13 protein-coding genes are annotated in these 15,820 nt (G+C 64.2%); 9 read left to right on the top strand and 4 right to left on the bottom strand.

Annotation, left to right across the window (positions count from 1 at the left end; all coding sequences use genetic code 11):
• Nucleotides 1-66: 66 nt before the first annotated feature.
• Together NKJ57_RS00930 and NKJ57_RS00925 are read right to left on the bottom strand one after the other, a co-directional pair.
• Complete coding sequence (locus NKJ57_RS00930) at nt 67-1,569, bottom strand: helicase HerA domain-containing protein (RefSeq protein WP_352510308.1); 1,503 nt, start codon at nt 1,567-1,569, stop codon at nt 67-69.
• A 137-nt stretch (nt 1,570-1,706) separates the two neighbouring features.
• The gene (locus tag NKJ57_RS00925; RefSeq protein ID WP_352510307.1) at nt 1,707-2,348 is read right to left on the bottom strand and encodes a glutathione S-transferase family protein; all 642 of its coding nucleotides are present in this window, start codon (nt 2,346-2,348) and stop codon (nt 1,707-1,709) included.
• A gap of 146 nt (nt 2,349-2,494) precedes the next feature.
• On the opposite strand from NKJ57_RS00925, the gene NKJ57_RS00920 reads away from it, so the two are divergent.
• On the top strand, nt 2,495-2,725 hold the full coding sequence (locus NKJ57_RS00920) for a hypothetical protein (protein ID WP_023726475.1): 231 nt from the start codon (nt 2,495-2,497) through the stop codon (nt 2,723-2,725).
• Nucleotides 2,726-2,856: 131 nt separating this feature from the next.
• On the opposite strand, the gene NKJ57_RS00915 is transcribed toward NKJ57_RS00920, so the two are convergent.
• Complete coding sequence (locus NKJ57_RS00915; protein ID WP_023669704.1) at nt 2,857-3,342, bottom strand: hypothetical protein; 486 nt, start codon at nt 3,340-3,342, stop codon at nt 2,857-2,859.
• Nucleotides 3,343-3,517: 175 nt separating this feature from the next.
• Here NKJ57_RS00915 and NKJ57_RS00910 point away from each other — a divergent pair, with 175 nt between their 5' ends.
• Together NKJ57_RS00910 and NKJ57_RS00905 are read left to right on the top strand one after the other, a co-directional pair.
• Nucleotides 3,518-3,883 carry a RidA family protein gene (locus tag NKJ57_RS00910; protein WP_023707576.1) on the top strand — a complete coding sequence of 122 codons (366 nt, stop codon included), beginning with the start codon at nt 3,518-3,520 and terminating at the stop codon, nt 3,881-3,883.
• A 102-nt stretch (nt 3,884-3,985) separates the two neighbouring features.
• The gene (locus NKJ57_RS00905) at nt 3,986-5,218 is read left to right on the top strand and encodes an amidohydrolase/deacetylase family metallohydrolase (protein ID WP_023710832.1); all 1,233 of its coding nucleotides are present in this window, start codon (nt 3,986-3,988) and stop codon (nt 5,216-5,218) included.
• A 208-nt stretch (nt 5,219-5,426) separates the two neighbouring features.
• Here NKJ57_RS00905 and NKJ57_RS00900 read toward each other — a convergent pair whose 3' ends face one another.
• Nucleotides 5,427-7,214: a flavin-containing monooxygenase gene (locus NKJ57_RS00900; RefSeq protein WP_352510306.1), complete on the bottom strand. Its 1,788-nt coding sequence runs from the start codon at nt 7,212-7,214 to the stop codon at nt 5,427-5,429.
• 402 nt (nt 7,215-7,616) lie between these two features.
• Here NKJ57_RS00900 and NKJ57_RS00895 point away from each other — a divergent pair, with 402 nt between their 5' ends.
• From NKJ57_RS00895 to NKJ57_RS00870, 6 genes are all read left to right on the top strand, one after another.
• Entirely contained in the window at nt 7,617-7,706 is a 90-nt protein-coding gene (locus NKJ57_RS00895) for a K(+)-transporting ATPase subunit F (protein WP_023669708.1), read from the top strand.
• Between the two features lie 18 nt (nt 7,707-7,724).
• Nucleotides 7,725-9,428, top strand: coding sequence for a potassium-transporting ATPase subunit KdpA (gene kdpA / locus NKJ57_RS00890; RefSeq protein ID WP_352510305.1), 1,704 nt, complete (start codon nt 7,725-7,727; stop codon nt 9,426-9,428).
• Between the two features lie 232 nt (nt 9,429-9,660).
• On the top strand, nt 9,661-11,754 hold the full coding sequence (kdpB, locus tag NKJ57_RS00885; protein ID WP_352510304.1) for a potassium-transporting ATPase subunit KdpB: 2,094 nt from the start codon (nt 9,661-9,663) through the stop codon (nt 11,752-11,754).
• Between the two features lie 10 nt (nt 11,755-11,764).
• Nucleotides 11,765-12,331 (top strand): potassium-transporting ATPase subunit KdpC, encoded by a 567-nt coding sequence (gene kdpC / locus NKJ57_RS00880; protein WP_352510303.1) that lies wholly within the window; start codon nt 11,765-11,767, stop codon nt 12,329-12,331.
• Between the two features lie 67 nt (nt 12,332-12,398).
• Nucleotides 12,399-15,131, top strand: coding sequence for a DUF4118 domain-containing protein (locus NKJ57_RS00875; protein ID WP_352510302.1), 2,733 nt, complete (start codon nt 12,399-12,401; stop codon nt 15,129-15,131).
• A complete protein-coding gene (locus NKJ57_RS00870; protein ID WP_023669714.1) occupies nt 15,128-15,820 on the top strand; it encodes a response regulator transcription factor in 693 nt (230 codons plus the stop codon). Before NKJ57_RS00875 ends, NKJ57_RS00870 begins: the two co-directional genes overlap by 4 nt.

Raw genomic sequence — 15,820 nt, 5'->3', positions numbered from 1 at the left:
ACCGATCGGCGAAACACATCTTGTTCAGAACCGCGCAAGCAAGTCAGGTAGCTGCCTGTTCGCCTTTCACAGCGCCAGGCTGCCCTGTTCCGCCTCCGCGGCATTGGGGTCGCCCGGCGCCGTCGCCCAGGCGAGCTCGACCAGCGTCACCGTGCGGCGGCCGGTGCCGTCGAGCTGGCAGACGATGAGGCCCTGCTCCTCGATATAGGTGAGCAGCCGCCGGGCGCGCCGCAGCGAATGCGAGCCGTAGGCGCGCGCGATCGCCGCGTCGCTCGGGCACGGCCAGCCCTCCTTGGCGGCGCGGGCGATCATCATGAACACGCCCTGCATGTCCTCGGGCAGCAGCGAGGCGCGCACGGAAACGTCCTGCCAGGCGTCATCGCCTGCCATGTCGGCGCCGAGCCCGGCGCGGGCGCGCGTCAGCATGCGACGGAATTCTGAGAGGTCCGGCACCACCGAAGCGAGGCCTTCGATGCGGCAGCGGACGACGAACTCCTGATAAAGCACGCCGATGACGCGGAAACCCGCATCGGGCTGCGCCAGGATGGCGCGCAGGACACGGTCCACCCGCTCTCGCCGGTCGGCGATATCCTCGGCGCTTACCGCCGGTTCCGCAGGTTCCGGGCGGATCTCCATCGCCGCCGATTTGGCCGCCATCAGCTGGTCGAGCAGCTCCGGCGACGCCATCCGGCGCGGCGCGCGCATCGTCTCGGGCGGCGGCGCCGCCAGGATGATGGCGCGCGCGTCTTCAAGCGCTGTTTCCGGCATTGCCATCAGCCGCGGCGTACCGTTGCGCGGGCTGGTCTCGGTCTGGCCGATGCGCACGCCCAGCGGACGGCGCGACAGCGCTGGGCCTAACGCCATGAAGTGCCCGCGCTCCAGGTCTCGAAACGCCTCGGCCTGACGCCGTTCCATGCCCAGAAGGTCGGCGGCGCGCGCCATGTCGATATCGAGGAAGGTACGGCCCATGAGGAAATTGGACGCCTCCGCCGCGACATTCTTGGCGAGCTTTGCCAGCCGCTGCGTGGCGATGATGCCGGCAAGGCCGCGCTTGCGGCCGCGGCACATCAAATTGGTCATGGCGCCGAGCGAGAGCTTTCGCGCCTCGTCGGACACTTCGCCGGCCACGGCGGGCGCGAACAGCTGCGCTTCGTCGACCACCACCAGCATCGGATACCAATGCTCGCGGGCAACCTCGAACAACCCGCCGAGAAAGGCAGCGGCGCGCCGCATCTGGTTCTCGGCATCGAGCCCTTCGAGATTGAGCACCGTGGAGACGCGGTGGATGCGCGCCCGCTCGCCGGCTGCTTGCAGGCCACGCTCCGTATGCTCCTCGGCATCGATGACGAGATGGCCGTAATGGTCGCCCAGCGAAACGAAATCGCCTTCCGGGTCGATGATGGTCTGCTGCACCCAGGGCGCGCTCTGCTCCAGGAGCCGGCGCAAAAGGTGCGATTTGCCGGAGCCGGAATTGCCTTGCACCAGAAGCCGGGTCGCCAGCAGCTCCTCAAGGTCGAGCGCCGCCGACGCACCCGCCGTCGTCTGTCCCATCTCGATGGCTACGGTCATGTCACGACTCTCCTTGCGGACAGGGCTTATCAACCCGGCCGCGAGCCGTCGAGCGCGCCATGGCAACTCGCCCGCTGTTCCACACCTATGCTGCCAAAGCGCCACACATCAGCCCATCTGCCCAAAGGGAAGGCACATCAAGCGGAGTTGACCGGCGGCAGAAGCGGCGCTTCCAGCCCGTCGAAGGGATCGCGCCAGGCATCGATGGCTTCGAGCCGGCGATACCAACCCAGAACAGAGGGATAGTCCGCCAGCGGCAGGCCGGCTGCATCGTTGAACGGCAAAAACGTCGCCATGCGGAAATCGGCATAGGAAAGCGACTTGCCCACAAGCCATGGCCGCTTGGCGAGCTCCGCCTCGAGAATCGCTGCCGCGATGCGGAACTCCGCCAGCCCCTCCTCCACCTTGCCCTGGTCGACAGGCCCAATCCCGTAGCGCTGCTTGGTTCCGCGCTCGAAATGCACGGTGTCGCAGGCCCGGACGAAATTTTCCTTGCCCCAGCTCAGCCAGCGGATCATGTCGGGTTGGTCGCCGCCGCCGCGCCAGAAATCCGAACCCGCTTCGCGCGACAGAAGGCAGGCTATGGCGTCGGCTTCCCACAGGCTGCCGCCCGGCCATGCCAATATCGGCAGGCTAAGATTGGGATTGAGCTGACGAAACCGCTCAGCCTGCCCGGGCGCCATGGGTGCCGCAAACTCAAACTCGACCTTGGCCTGCAGATGACGTGCCGTTGCAACCGCGAGGCGCGGATTGGGATTGCGGCTGAAGTACAGTTTCATGTCCGGTCCTGGATGCTGTGGGCTCGATCCTATCAAACACGCAAACGTGCCCTCCAGGCAATCTGGTCGGACCACGATTCCGCTGGCGCACGACGCCGTTCGGCGTATTATTTCCTTCGGGAGAGGGTTCTTGGCAGGAGGAAGCCATGAACGTAGTGCAGAGCGTACCTGTCATCGACGTGACAACCCAGAACCTTGTTTCCTCTGCGCTTTCCAGATTCCGCGCCGGCGATACCGTCTCGACCAGGGCGGCGCTCGACGCCATCCGCCGCATGGATCCAACCTGTGTCGACAGCGACGACGATCTCGTCGAACTCGTCGTCATGGCGGCAATTGGTAAGACCATGGCGGTTGTGTTCGACCACCGCTCCCGCTAGCCCTGTTGGACGAACCTGTCCCGTTCAACTCGCTTGAGCTCGAGTGGGTTCGGTTGGCGAGCTTTTACAGCTGCAGCCCGGAAGCGGACGTCTTCGTGCGCGAAGGCCGGCAATAGCATAAGCGGCAAGACTCAGATCCCCAAGGGATGCGGCATGTAGCCGACGAAGCCGCCGATCTTCCAGTGGCCCGCCACCTTCCTGCAGAAATACAGCGTCTGCCATTTCAGCTTGTCGACGCTGCCATCGGCCTTGGCCACCGAGCCGTTGAACTTCTTGTGCAGCACGGCGCGGTCGCCATCGACGTCGATGTCGCGCATGTTGGTGACGCGAAACAGCGCCTCGCGCAGCGGCTCGGCGAATCTGGCCGCCGCCGTCTCCTTGGCCTGGCGCAGCCATTCGTCGCGATAGACGGCAAGGCTCGGGAATTGCAGACGCCAAGCGTCGGCATCGCTGAGGAAATGCGCATGCATGCCGAAGAAGCTGTCGGCGAGGAAATCATCCTCGACCATCGACCAGTCCTGACCGATAAAGGCGTCGATGTCGCGCCGCACCAGCATTTCCCAGAGCGCGTGACGATCGGCATCGCCCTCTGGAAACGGGTTCTTGTCGAAGGTCATTGAAATCTCCTGTCGGCAAAATGCGACGCGCAAGATGCTGGCGGTCCGCTGATAAAGCAACACGCGTTTGGAAAAATGCTGCTTTCCAAAAAGCCCCCTATGAGGATCACCGGGACAGGCGTAGAGCGGTCGTCGAAAACGGGGCGCGGCCCGCCATTCTGAACAGGAGTTTCACTTGCCTAAAGAGTGTTTTGGAACATCCCACGTGCCGCTGTCGCCGGCCGTGCGCGCCGGGGATTTCGTCTACATCTCAGGTCAGGTGCCGGTCGACAGCGACCGCATCGTGGTCAAGGGCGGCATCACCGAGCAGACCGAGCAGGTGCTGCAGAATGTGAAGGCAGCACTCGCGCTGGCCGGCTGCACCATGGACGATGTCGTCAAGACCACGGTCTGGCTCGAGGACGCGCGCGACTTCGGCGCCTTCAATGCCGTCTACGCCAAGCACTTCCCGAAAAATCCGCCGGCCCGCACCACGGTCGAATCGCGGCTGATGATCGACATCAAGATCGAGGTCGAAGCCGTCGCTTACCGGCCGGTTTGACCAGTCGGGGCATGATCCCGAAAAGTGGAAACCGGTTTTCTCGACAAACGGAAACCGTTTTGTCCAAAGATCATGCCCCGAAACAAAGAGAGGCAGGCGCCGATGCAGTTCGATCTCCTGATCAAGGGCGGCCGCCTGATCGATCCGGCCTCGGGCCTGGACGCGCCGCGCGATGTCGCCGTTGCGGGCGGACGCATCGTGGCCATCGAGGCGGCGATCGATGCCGAGCACGCCACCAAGATAGTCGACGCTCGTGATTGCATCGTCACGCCCGGCCTCATCGATTTGCATAGCCATGTCTATTGGGGCGGCACCTCGCTTGGCGTCGATGCCGACCGGCTGGCGGCCAAGAGCGGCACCACCACCTTCATCGACGCCGGCAGCGCCGGCGCCGGCAATATTCTGGGCTTTCGCCGCCATGTCATCGAGCGCTCGAAGGTGCGCATCCTGGCCTATGTCAACATCTCCTTTGCCGGCATATTCGGCTTCTCGCAAAGCGTCTCTGTCGGCGAATGCAGCGATCTCAGGCTCTGCGAGCCACGCGAGACGGTGGCTGCGGTGCGCGAGCACGCCGATGTCGTCGTCGGCGTAAAAGTGCGCTCCGGTAAGCATGCCGGCGGCGCCAGCGGCATCGCGCCGGTCGATCTCGCGCTGGAAGCCGCCGACCAGGCCGGCCTGCCGCTGATGGCGCATATAGACGAGCCGCCGCCCGGCCGCTCCGAAGTGCTGCCGCGGCTGCGCAAGGGTGACATCCTCACGCACTGTTTTCGCCCGTTCCCCAACGCGCCGGTCTTCGCCTCCGGCGCGGTGCGGCCGGACATGCGGCTGGCCCGCGAACGCGGCGTCATCTTCGACATCGGCCACGGCATGGGATCGTTCGACTTCGCCGTGGCGAAAGCGATGCTGGCCGAGGGCCTCGCGCCCGACGTCATCTCCAGCGACGTGCATCTCTATTGCGTCGACGGTCCGGCCTTCGACATACTGGTCTGCATGTCGAAGCTAATGGCGCTGGGCATGCCGCTGGTCGAGGTGCTGCGCGCCGCCACGCAAAGGCCAGCCGAGGCGATCGCCAGGCCGGAGCTTGGGACGCTGAAAGTTGGCGGTGTCGGCGATGTCGCGGTGCTGAGACTGCGCCCCGGGCGCTTTACCTTCGTCGATGCGGTCGGTGCGGCGCTGATCGCGGATCAGCGGCTCACATCGGACGGCATCGTCGTGGGTGGTGTCTGGTGGCCGAACGAAGCCGCCGACCACAACGAGACCGAGCGCTTCGAGGCCCACACGCACCATACGCATGTCGAGGTCGCGGCACGGCATTTCGGGCGTAGGCACGATTAGCTGGTCTCCCCTTCATGGGAGATGGTCTGTCTTTCGGCGGCGCGTTTGAGGACCGCCTTCCCCCACTCCGTCTCGGCTTCGCCGAGCCACCTCTCCCCCCTCCGGAGGGAGAGGAAAGGCGCCAGCTGGAATCGCTTCGCGCCATTCCTCTCCCCCGTCGATCGGGGGAGAGGTGTCGAGCGAAGCTCGACGGAGTGGGGGTCGAACCTTACCCCGAATTACTCACCGCCCCAAACACCGGCGTCGCAATCCCTTCCATCCGCGCCTTGATCTGCAGCGCCACATATTTCGAGTAAAACCGCGACAGCGCCAGATTGCCGCCGTGGAACCACAGCGCGTCCTGGGCCGTCGGCTTCCACATGTTGCGCAGCTCGCCTTGCCAAGGACCGGGATCGCCCTTGACGCCGGAGCCGAGGCCCCAGCATGGCCCTACCTTGTCGGCGACCTCGCGCGAGACGATGGCCGCCACGGTCTCGTTCATCGACTGGTAGCCGGTACAGGCGACGATCGCATCGACGGCCAGCTCGCTGCGGTCGTCGAACAGGATGCCGGTCGGCGTCAATGAACTGATGCCGACGCCGCTCTTCACTTTGATCTCGCCATTGATGATCAGTTCGCAGGCGCCGACATCGATGTAGTAGCCGGAGCCGGTGCGGTAGGCCTTCATCAACAGCCCGGTCTCGTCCTCGCCGAAATCGATGGCGAAGCCGGCGGCGCGTAGCTGGTCGTAGAAGTCTGCGTCGCGTGCCTTGATCACCTCGTAAAGATCCCGCTGGCTCTTGGGTACAAGCGCGAACGGCGTGGACGCGACGATCAGGTCGGCCTTGTCGGTGCTGATGCCGCGCGCCAAAGCCTTTTCCGAGAAGATCTCGAAGCCGACTTCCATCAGAGTGTCGGATTTCACCACTGTCGTCGGCGACCGCTGGATCATGGTGACGTCTGCGCCGCTCTCCCAGAGGTCGACGCTGACATCGTGCCCCGAGCTTGCCGCGCCGATGACAGCGACACGTCTGCCGCGGAATTTCTCGCCGCTTGCATACTGGCTGGAATGCAGGAGTTCGCCCTTGAAGGTCTCGGCGCCGGGCAGCGCGATCTGGCGTGGCGGGCCATAGGCGCCGGTGGCAAAGACAATGTGCTTCGGCTTCAGCGTGATCTGCCGGCCGACGCGGTCGACCACCACAGTCCACACCTTCTCGGCCTCGTCATAGCTGGCGCTGAGGCATTTGGTGGCGACCCAGTAGTTGAGCTCCATCACCCTGGTGTACATCTCCAGCCAGTCGCCCATCTTGTCCTTGGGCGTGAACACCGGCCAGTTCTCCGGGAACGGAATGTAGGGCAGATGGTCGTACCAGACCGGATCGTGGAGCACGAGCGAGCGATAACGGTTGCGCCAGGAATCGCCGGGGCGCGCATTTTTCTCGATGATGATGGTGGGCACACCGAGCTGCCTCAGCCGCGCGCCGAGCATGATGCCGCCCTGCCCGCCGCCGATCACCAGGCAATAGGGCTGCTCGGTGGCGCCGAGGTCGCGCGTCTCGCGCGCCCGCGCCTCCGCCCAGGTTTCGCGCTTCGGATCGGCCTTGTGACGGATACCAAGCGGCCGCGCCGGTCCCTTTTGTTCCTCGAACCCCTTGAGCTCACGCACCGCCGTGAACAAGGTCCGGCAGCGGCCGTCCGTAAGGCGCACAATCCCTTCGCCCCGCGCGACCGCCGTTTCGAACGTGAACCAGGCCTCGACGGTGCCCTCATCCGAGGTCGCCTCGCCGGACAGCGTCCAGTGTGAGGGCTTCGTTTCCGCCAGCGTCGCTTGCAGCATGTCGCGGATCGCACCGCGGCCTTCCATCGTGGTGATGTTCCAGGTGAAAGCCAGCAGATCGCGCCAGTAGCAATCCTCGACGAACAGGTTGGCGGCCGCCTCGGCGTCATCAGCTTCCAGCGCCCGTGCAAGCGCGCAAAGCCATGTCGCCGCCTGTTTCGATGGTGCCATGTCGAGCATCTGTTTTTCCCTCGTTTTGCGTTCCCATTGTTTCGAAAGACGGAGCCGCCGCAAGAGGGGTCGCGATATCATGGCGTCGGTTTCTAGCGGCCCGGAACGGAGCCATCTCCCGGAAATCTTTATAGGAATTTTATATCTTTCCTCCCGGCCCCGTCTCGAACCTTTATGGCGATCGGGTCCATATTCCATCTCGAGCAAAACGCTGCGGACGCCGTGACCCCAGAGTTACGGCGGGCCGTTCTCATGGAATTTCTGGCTCGCCAGTCGCTGGCGCCAAATACAAGCAGAAGCAAGGACCAACACAAATGGACATCGTCGTCATCGGGATCGAGGTTTTGTTCTTCGGTCTTTCCCTCGCCTACATCAAAGCTTGCGACGCTCTTTAAGCGGAAGGATCGCACCATGCTTGTCGATTACATCCTCGGTGGCGGCGTGACCTTGTTCCTGCTCGTCTACCTGACATACGCCCTCGTTCGCCCAGAACGCTTCTGAAGCAAGGCACGGAAACCCATGACACTCAACGGATGGATACAGATCCTGGTTTATTGCGGGATCGTCGTTTTGCTGGTGAAGCCGCTCGGCGGCTACATGTACCGCGTCTTCAATGGCGATCGCACCTTTCTCTCGCCCATACTCGGGCCCGTTGAGCGCGGCCTCTACCGCATTTCGGGAACCAGCGAGCGCGAGGAGCAGCACTGGACGACCTACGCGGCAGGAATCATCTTCTTCAGCCTTGCCAGCTTCCTGGTGCTGTACTTTCTGCAACGCCTGCAGGGCGTCCTGCCTTACAATCCGGCCGGGATGGCATCGGTCGAACCCAATCTCGCCTTCAACACTGCCGTCAGCTTCGTCACCAACACCAACTGGCAGAATTACGGCGGCGAAAGCACGTTGTCCTACCTCGTGCAGATGGCCGGCCTGACTGTTCAGAACTTCATGTCGGCCGCCGTCGGCATTGCCATTGCGGTGGCGCTGATCCGCGGCTTCGCCCGCGCCTCGGCCAAATCGATCGGCAATTTCTGGGTCGATATGACCCGCTGCACGCTCTACATCCTGCTGCCGCTCAGCATCGTGCTCACCCTTGTCTATGTCTGGCTCGGCATGCCGCAGACGCTCGGGCCTTATGTCGACGCCACCACGCTGGAGGGCGCCAAGCAGACGCTCGCCCTTGGGCCGGTCGCCTCGCAGGTCGCCATCAAGATGCTCGGCACCAATGGCGGCGGCTTCTTCAACGCCAATGCCGCGCATCCTTTCGAAAACCCCGACGCCATCTCCAACATGATCCAGATGGTGACGATCTTCGCGCTGGGTGCTGCACTCACCAACGTCTTCGGCCGCATGGTCGGCAACCAGCGCCAGGGCTGGGCGATCCTGGCCACGATGGGTGTGCTGTTCATCGCCGGCGTCGTTATCTGCTACTGGGCGGAAGCCGCGGGCAATCCGCTGGTGCATGCGCTGGGCATCGATGGCGGCAACATGGAAGGCAAGGAGAGCCGCTTCGGCATTGCCGCTTCGGCACTATTCGCCGTCATCACCACGGCTGCGAGCTGCGGTGCGGTGAACGCCATGCATGACTCGTTCACAGCACTTGGCGGCCTGATCCCGATGCTCAACATGCAGCTCGGCGAAGTCATCGTCGGCGGCGTCGGCGCCGGCTTCTACGGCATCGTCATGTTCATCGTCATCACCGTGTTCGTCGCCGGCCTGATGGTTGGCCGCACGCCCGAATATCTCGGCAAGAAGATCGAGGCCAAGGAGGTCAAGATGGCAATGCTCGCCATCCTCGCTCTGCCGTTGGTCATGCTGGTCTTCACGGCAATAGCGGTCGTGTTGCCAAGCGCCGTCGCCTCGATGGCCAATGGCGGTCCGCATGGCTTCTCCGAGGTTCTTTATGCCTACACTTCGGCGGCGGCCAACAACGGCTCGGCCTTTGGCGGCCTTTCCGGCAACACGCCCTGGTACAACATCACGCTCGGCATCTCCATGTGGGTGGGTCGCTTCTTCGTCATCATTCCAGCGCTTGCCATTGCCGGCTCGCTAGCGACGAAGAAGACGGTTCCGGCTTCCGCCGGCACCTTCCCGACCGACGGCCCGCTGTTCGTCGGCCTGCTCGTCGGCGTCATCCTGATCGTCGTCGGCCTGACCTTCTTCCCGGCACTGGCGATCGGACCGATCGTCGAGCACCTGGCTGCCATCAACGGCCAGACATTCTGAGGCTTGTCATGTCCTGGTTCTACCCAAAACGCATGAAGGCCCGGCCGCGAGCCGGCCCACGAGCCGGCAATGAGGGGGAGGAAACGCCCCCTCCCTTCCCCAGCGTATCTACCTTCCTCGGCCTCGCGGCAGTCATGATCGTGATCTGGCTGCTGGCCTATGGTCCGCCGCCCCTCTTTTCGGCATCCGATCGGTCGGTGCCGGCCAACAGTTCAGATACTGGAGCCACCAAATGAGCCAGTCCAAATCCGCGAGCATCATGGATGCCCGCATCCTGTGGCCGGCCATCGGCGGCGCCTTCAGGAAACTCGACCCCCGCACGCTGGTCAGGAACCCGGTGATGTTCGTCGTCGCCATCGTCTCGCTTCTTACCACGGTCCTGTTCGTCAAGGAAATCGCCACCGGCGGCGGCGATTTCGACTTTACGCTGCAGATCATCATCTGGCTGTGGTTCACCGTGCTGTTCGCCAACTTCGCCGAGGCCGTCGCCGAAGGCCGCGGCAAGGCGCAGGCCGATTCGCTGCGCAAGGCGCGCACCGAAACCCAGGCCAAGCTGCTTGCCGGCGAAGACCGCTCCAGGTTCAAGCTGGTGCCCGGCACCAGCCTGAAGGTTGGCGACATCGTGCTGGTCGAAGCCGGCGACATCATCCCGTCCGACGGTGAAGTGATCGAAGGCGTGGCCTCGGTCAACGAGGCGGCAATCACCGGCGAGTCCGCACCCGTCATTCGCGAATCCGGCGGCGACCGTTCGGCGGTCACCGGCGGCACGCAGGTTCTGTCCGACTGGATTCGCGTGCGCATATCAGCCGCCTCCGGCCACACCTTCCTCGACCGCATGATCTCGCTGGTCGAGGGTGCCTCGCGCCAGAAGACGCCCAACGAGATCGCGCTCAACATCCTGCTCGTCGGCATGACGCTGATCTTCGTGCTGGCCACCGCCACGATCCCGAGCTTTGCCTCCTATTCCGGCGGCTATATCCCGGTGACGGTGCTGGTCGCGCTGTTCGTCACCTTGATCCCGACCACCATCGGCGCCCTGCTGTCGGCCATCGGCATTGCCGGCATGGACCGCCTGGTGCGCTTCAACGTGCTGGCCATGTCCGGCCGTGCCGTCGAAGCGGCGGGCGACGTCGATACGCTTTTGCTCGACAAGACCGGCACCATCACGCTCGGCAACCGCCAGGCCACCGAATTCCGCCCGGTCAAGGGCGTCACCGAACAGGAACTGGCCGATGCCGCGCAGCTCGCCTCGCTCGCCGACGAGACGCCTGAGGGACGCTCGATCGTCGTGCTGGCCAAGGAGAAATACGCCATCCGCGCCCGTGACATGGCAACCTTGCATGCCAGCTTCGTGCCCTTCACCGCGCAGACCCGGATGAGCGGCGTCGACATCGATGGCTCGTCGGTGCGCAAGGGCGCCGTCGATTCGGTTCTCGCCTATGTCAGCCAGTCGACATCGGCCACTCACGGCACGCGCCCCGGCAGCGACACCGTCAAGTATCTCCAGGCGATCGCCGACGAGATCGCCAAGTCGGGCGGCACGCCGCTGGCCGTCGAGCGTGACGGCCGCCTGCTCGGCGTCGTCCACCTCAAGGACATCGTCAAGGGTGGTATCCGCGAGCGCTTTGCCGAACTGCGCAAAATGGGCATCCGCACCGTGATGATCACCGGCGACAATCCGATGACTGCGGCGGCGATCGCAGCCGAAGCCGGCGTCGACGATTTCCTCGCCCAGGCCACGCCCGAGGACAAGCTGAAGCTGATCCGCGACGAACAGGCCAAGGGCAAGCTGGTCGCCATGTGCGGTGACGGCACCAACGACGCGCCGGCCTTGGCGCAGGCCGATGTCGGCGTCGCCATGAACACCGGCACGGTTGCCGCCCGCGAGGCCGGCAACATGATCGACCTCGATAGTGACCCGACCAAGCTGATCGAGATCGTCGAGATCGGCAAGGCGCTGCTGATGACGCGCGGCTCGCTGACGACCTTCTCGATCGCCAACGACGTCGCCAAATATTTCGCCATCATCCCGGCCATGTTTGCCGTCTTCTACGTTGCGCCGGGACATACCATCGGCCCCCTGCAAGCGCTCAACATCATGCATCTGGCGACGCCGCAGAGCGCCATCCTGTCGGCCATCATCTTCAACGCGCTGATCATCATCGCTCTGATCCCGCTGTCGCTGAAAGGCGTCAAATACCGCGCCATCGGCGCCGGCGCGCTGCTCAGCCGCAACCTCCTGGTCTACGGCCTCGGCGGCATCATCGTTCCGTTCGCCGGCATCAAGGCGATCGACATGATCGTCACCGGCCTCGGCCTCGCTTAAGGATATCTCCATGCTCTCCCAGATACGCCCCGCAATCACAATGATCGTCTTTTTTACTGTCCTGACCGGCCTGATCTATCCCTTGGGGATGACCGGCATCGCCCAGACGCTGTTTCCGCATCAAGCCAATGGCAGCCTGATCGAGAAGAATGGCACGGTCATCGGCTCCGAGCTGATCGGCCAGGGCTTTGCCGGCGACACATATTTCCACGGCCGGCCCTCGGCCGCCGGCGACGGCTACAATGCCGCGGCGTCCAGCGGCTCCAATCTCGGTCCAACCAACCCCAAGCTGATCGACCGCATCAAGGCCGACGCCGAAAAGCTGAAGGCGGAGAACCCGAACCAGCCGGTGCCGATGGATCTGGTGACGACGTCCGGCAGCGGCCTCGACCCCGCCATCAGCCCGGACGCCGCCTATTTCCAGGTCGCTCGGGTGGCCAAGGCCAGGGGCTTCGACGAAGCCAAGGTCAAGGCGCTTGTCGACAGCCATGTCGAAGGCCGCGAACTCGGCTTCCTCGGCGAGCCGGTCGTCAATGTGCTGGCGCTCAACCTGGCACTGGACGATACCAAGCAGTGAGAGACAATCTCTGAAGCCAGGGGCCGGGGATCGACACGATCCTCGGCGCCGTTCATGATCGAGCCTGATGCCGGACGCCAGAAGCAACTATACCAGACCCTCTCCGGACGCGCTGCTCGAGCATGCGGAACGGGAAGAGCGCGGCCGCCTGCGGATATTTCTGGGTGCTGCACCCGGTGTCGGCAAGACCTACGAAATGCTGATGGCCGGCCGCGCCATGCTTGCCGACGGCATCGACGTGGTCATCGGCATCGTCGAAACCCACGGCCGCAAGGAAACCCTGGCGCTGGTCCAAGGCTACGAGGTCATCCCGCGCCAGAAGGTCGACTACAGAGGCCGCGTGCTGGACGAGATGGACATCGATGCCATTCTCGCCCGCCGGCCGGCGCTGGTGCTCGTCGACGAACTCGCCCACACCAATGCGCCAGGCAGCCGCCACCCCAAGCGCTATCTCGACGTCCAGGAAATCCTGACGCGCGGCATCGATGTCTACACCACGCTCAACATCCAGCATGTCGAGAGCCTGAATGACGTGGTGGCGCAGATCACCCGGGTCAGGGTGCGCGAAACGGTCCCGGACTCCATCATCGACCAGGCCGATGACATCGAGATCATCGACCTCACGCCCGACGACCTGATCAAGCGGCTGAAAGAGGGCAAGGTCTATTTCCCCAACACTGCCCAGCGCGCAGTCGAAAACTATTTCTCGCCGGGCAATCTGACCGCGCTTCGGGAATTGGCGCTGCGCCGCACCGCCCAGCGCGTCGACGAGCAGTTGCTCAACCACATGCAGTCGCACGCGATTCCCGGCCCTTGGGCGGCGGGCGAAAGGGTGCTCGTCTGCGTCGATGCGCGTCCGGGCGGAGCGTCTCGTGTCCGCTATGCGCGCCGGCTGGCCGACCGGCTGCGCGCACCGTGGACGGCGCTGCATGTCGACACGCCGCGTTCGGCCGCCATGTCGGAGGAAGACAAGGACCGGCTGGCCACACTGTTGCGCCTGGCCGAGCAGCTCGGCGCCGAGGTGACGACCATTCCGGGCCAGAACGTCGCCCAGGACATCGTCCGCCACGCCATGGCCAACAACTTCACCCATATCGTCGTCGGCAGGCCGACCCGCTCGCGCTGGCGCGAACTGATCGAGGGTTCGCTCACCTACGATCTGATCCGCAATGCCGGCGATATCAGCGTCCATGTCATTTCAGGAACGGAGCGCGACAACGAGGCCACGTCGAGGGTCAAGGCGGCGGCCGAGCAGACGCCATTTCAAATCTGGCCTTATCTTTTCTCGACCGTCTATGTAGCCGGCGCGCTTGCCGTCAGCGCCGTCCTCGATCAGTTCCTCGACGTTCGCAACCTTGCCAGCGTGCTGCTGCTGGCGGTGCTGACATCGGCAGTGACCTTTGGCCTGTGGCCGGCGCTGTACGCCTGTTTCCTCAGCGCCATTGCCTTCAACTTCTTCTTTCTCGAGCCGCGCTACACGATGACGATCCGCGATCCGGAGAGCATCGTTGCCTTCGCCGTCTTCCTCGTCGTTGCCGTCATCGCCAGCAATCTGACGGCGCGTGTGCAGCGTCAGGCAGCCGCCGCCCGTTCACGCGCCCGGGCCACCGAGGACATCTACCTCTTTTCAAAGAAGCTCGCCGGCGCCGGCACGCTCGACGACGTTTTGTGGGCCACAGCCTTCCAGATCGCCTCGATGCTGAAGCTGCGCGTGGTGCTGCTTTTGCCGGAAGAAGGCACGATCACCGTCAAGGCCGGTTATCCCCCCGATGACACGCTGGCCGAGGCCGACATCGCGGCTGCACGCTGGGCTTGGGAACACAACCGGGCTGCCGGCCGTGGCGCCGATACCCTGCCCGGGGCAAAACGCCTCTACCTCCCCTTGCGCACCGCACGCACGGCCGTCGGCGTCGTCGGCCTCGACAATGACAAGCAAGGCCCGCTGCTGACGCCCGAGCAACAGCGCCTGCTCGACGCGCTGGCCGACCAGGCGGCGGTTGCCATCGAGCGCATCCAGCTGGTCGCCGATGTCGACCGCGCCAGGCTGGCGGCCGAGGCCGACCGCTTGCGCTCGGCACTGCTGACGTCGATCTCGCATGATCTGAAGACGCCGCTGGCGGCCATCATGGGCGCGGCCGGCACGCTCAGGGAATTTGCGCCGGCACTGCCCGAGAACGATCGGGCCGAGCTGCTGACCACCGTGCTCGACGAGTCCGAACGGCTGAACCGCTTCATCGCCAATCTGCTCGACATGACCAAGATTGAATCGGGCGCCATGGAACCGAATTTCGCCCTGCACTATGTCGGCGATGTCGTTGGCTCGGCCTTGCAGCGGGCACGCAAGATCACTGCCGGGCACAAGACCGAGGTTGATATTCCGGCCGACCTGCCGATGCTGAAGCTTGATCCCGTGCTGTTCGAACAAATGCTGTTCAATCTGCTCGACAATGCCGCGAAATACGCGCCACAGGGATCGACAATCCGGCTGCAGGGCTGGGCCGACAATGGCTCCGTCGCGCTGCAGATCATGGATGAGGGACCGGGCATTCCGCCCGCCGACCTGGAGCGCGTCTTCGACAGCTTTTACCGGGTGCGCAAGCGCGATCAGGTCCAGGCCGGCACCGGGCTCGGCCTGTCGATCTGCCGGGGCTTCATCGAGGCGATGGGCGGCACGATCATGGCGGCGAACCGCAGCGATCGCCAAGGCGCGGTCTTCACCATCCGCATGCCGAAGCCGGCACGATCGCCCGGCCTGGACGAACGGAACGCGGACGGGCAAAACTCTGGTGATCCGGCATGACAAATTCCAACGTCAGCATACTGGTCGTCGACGACGAGCCGCCGATCCGCAAACTGCTGCGCGTCGGCCTCGGCAGCCAGGGCTATGCGGTCAGCGAAGCGCCCAACGCCAACGCTGCGATCGAACTCGTCGATGCACAAAAGCCGGATCTGATCCTGCTCGACCTCGGCCTGCCCGGCATGGGTGGCCTCGATCTCCTGCGGAAATGGCGCGGCGACGGCCTCGACGTGCCCGTGGTCATCCTGTCCAGCCGCACCGACGAAGCCGGCATCGTCGCGGCGCTCGAACTCGGCGCTGACGACTACATCACCAAGCCGTTCGGCATGAACGAGCTGGTCGCCCGCATCCGCGTCGCGCTGCGCCACAAATTCCAGCAGCAGGGCGAAAAGCCGGTGTTCCACACCGGCGATCTCAGCGTCGACCTGGTCAAGCGCATCGTCAAGGTCGAAGGCAAGGAGATAAAGCTCTCCCCCAAGGAGTACGACATATTGCGTATTATGGTGCAGCATGCCGGCAAGGTGCTGACCCACCATTTCCTTCTGAAGCAGGTGTGGGGCGATTCGACCGACGTGCAGTATCTCAGGGTCTATGTCCGCCAGCTCCGGCAGAAGATCGAAAAATCACCCGACCAGCCGCGCTACATCACCACCGAGACCGGCGTGGGGTACCGGCTGCGCGAGGTTGAGTAG

The organism is Mesorhizobium sp. M0077, from assembly GCF_040322955.1.
Taxonomy (GTDB): Bacteria; Pseudomonadota; Alphaproteobacteria; order Rhizobiales; family Rhizobiaceae; genus Mesorhizobium.
Note: the sequence above shows the minus strand (reverse complement) of the source record. Positions and strands in the feature narration are given on the sequence as shown.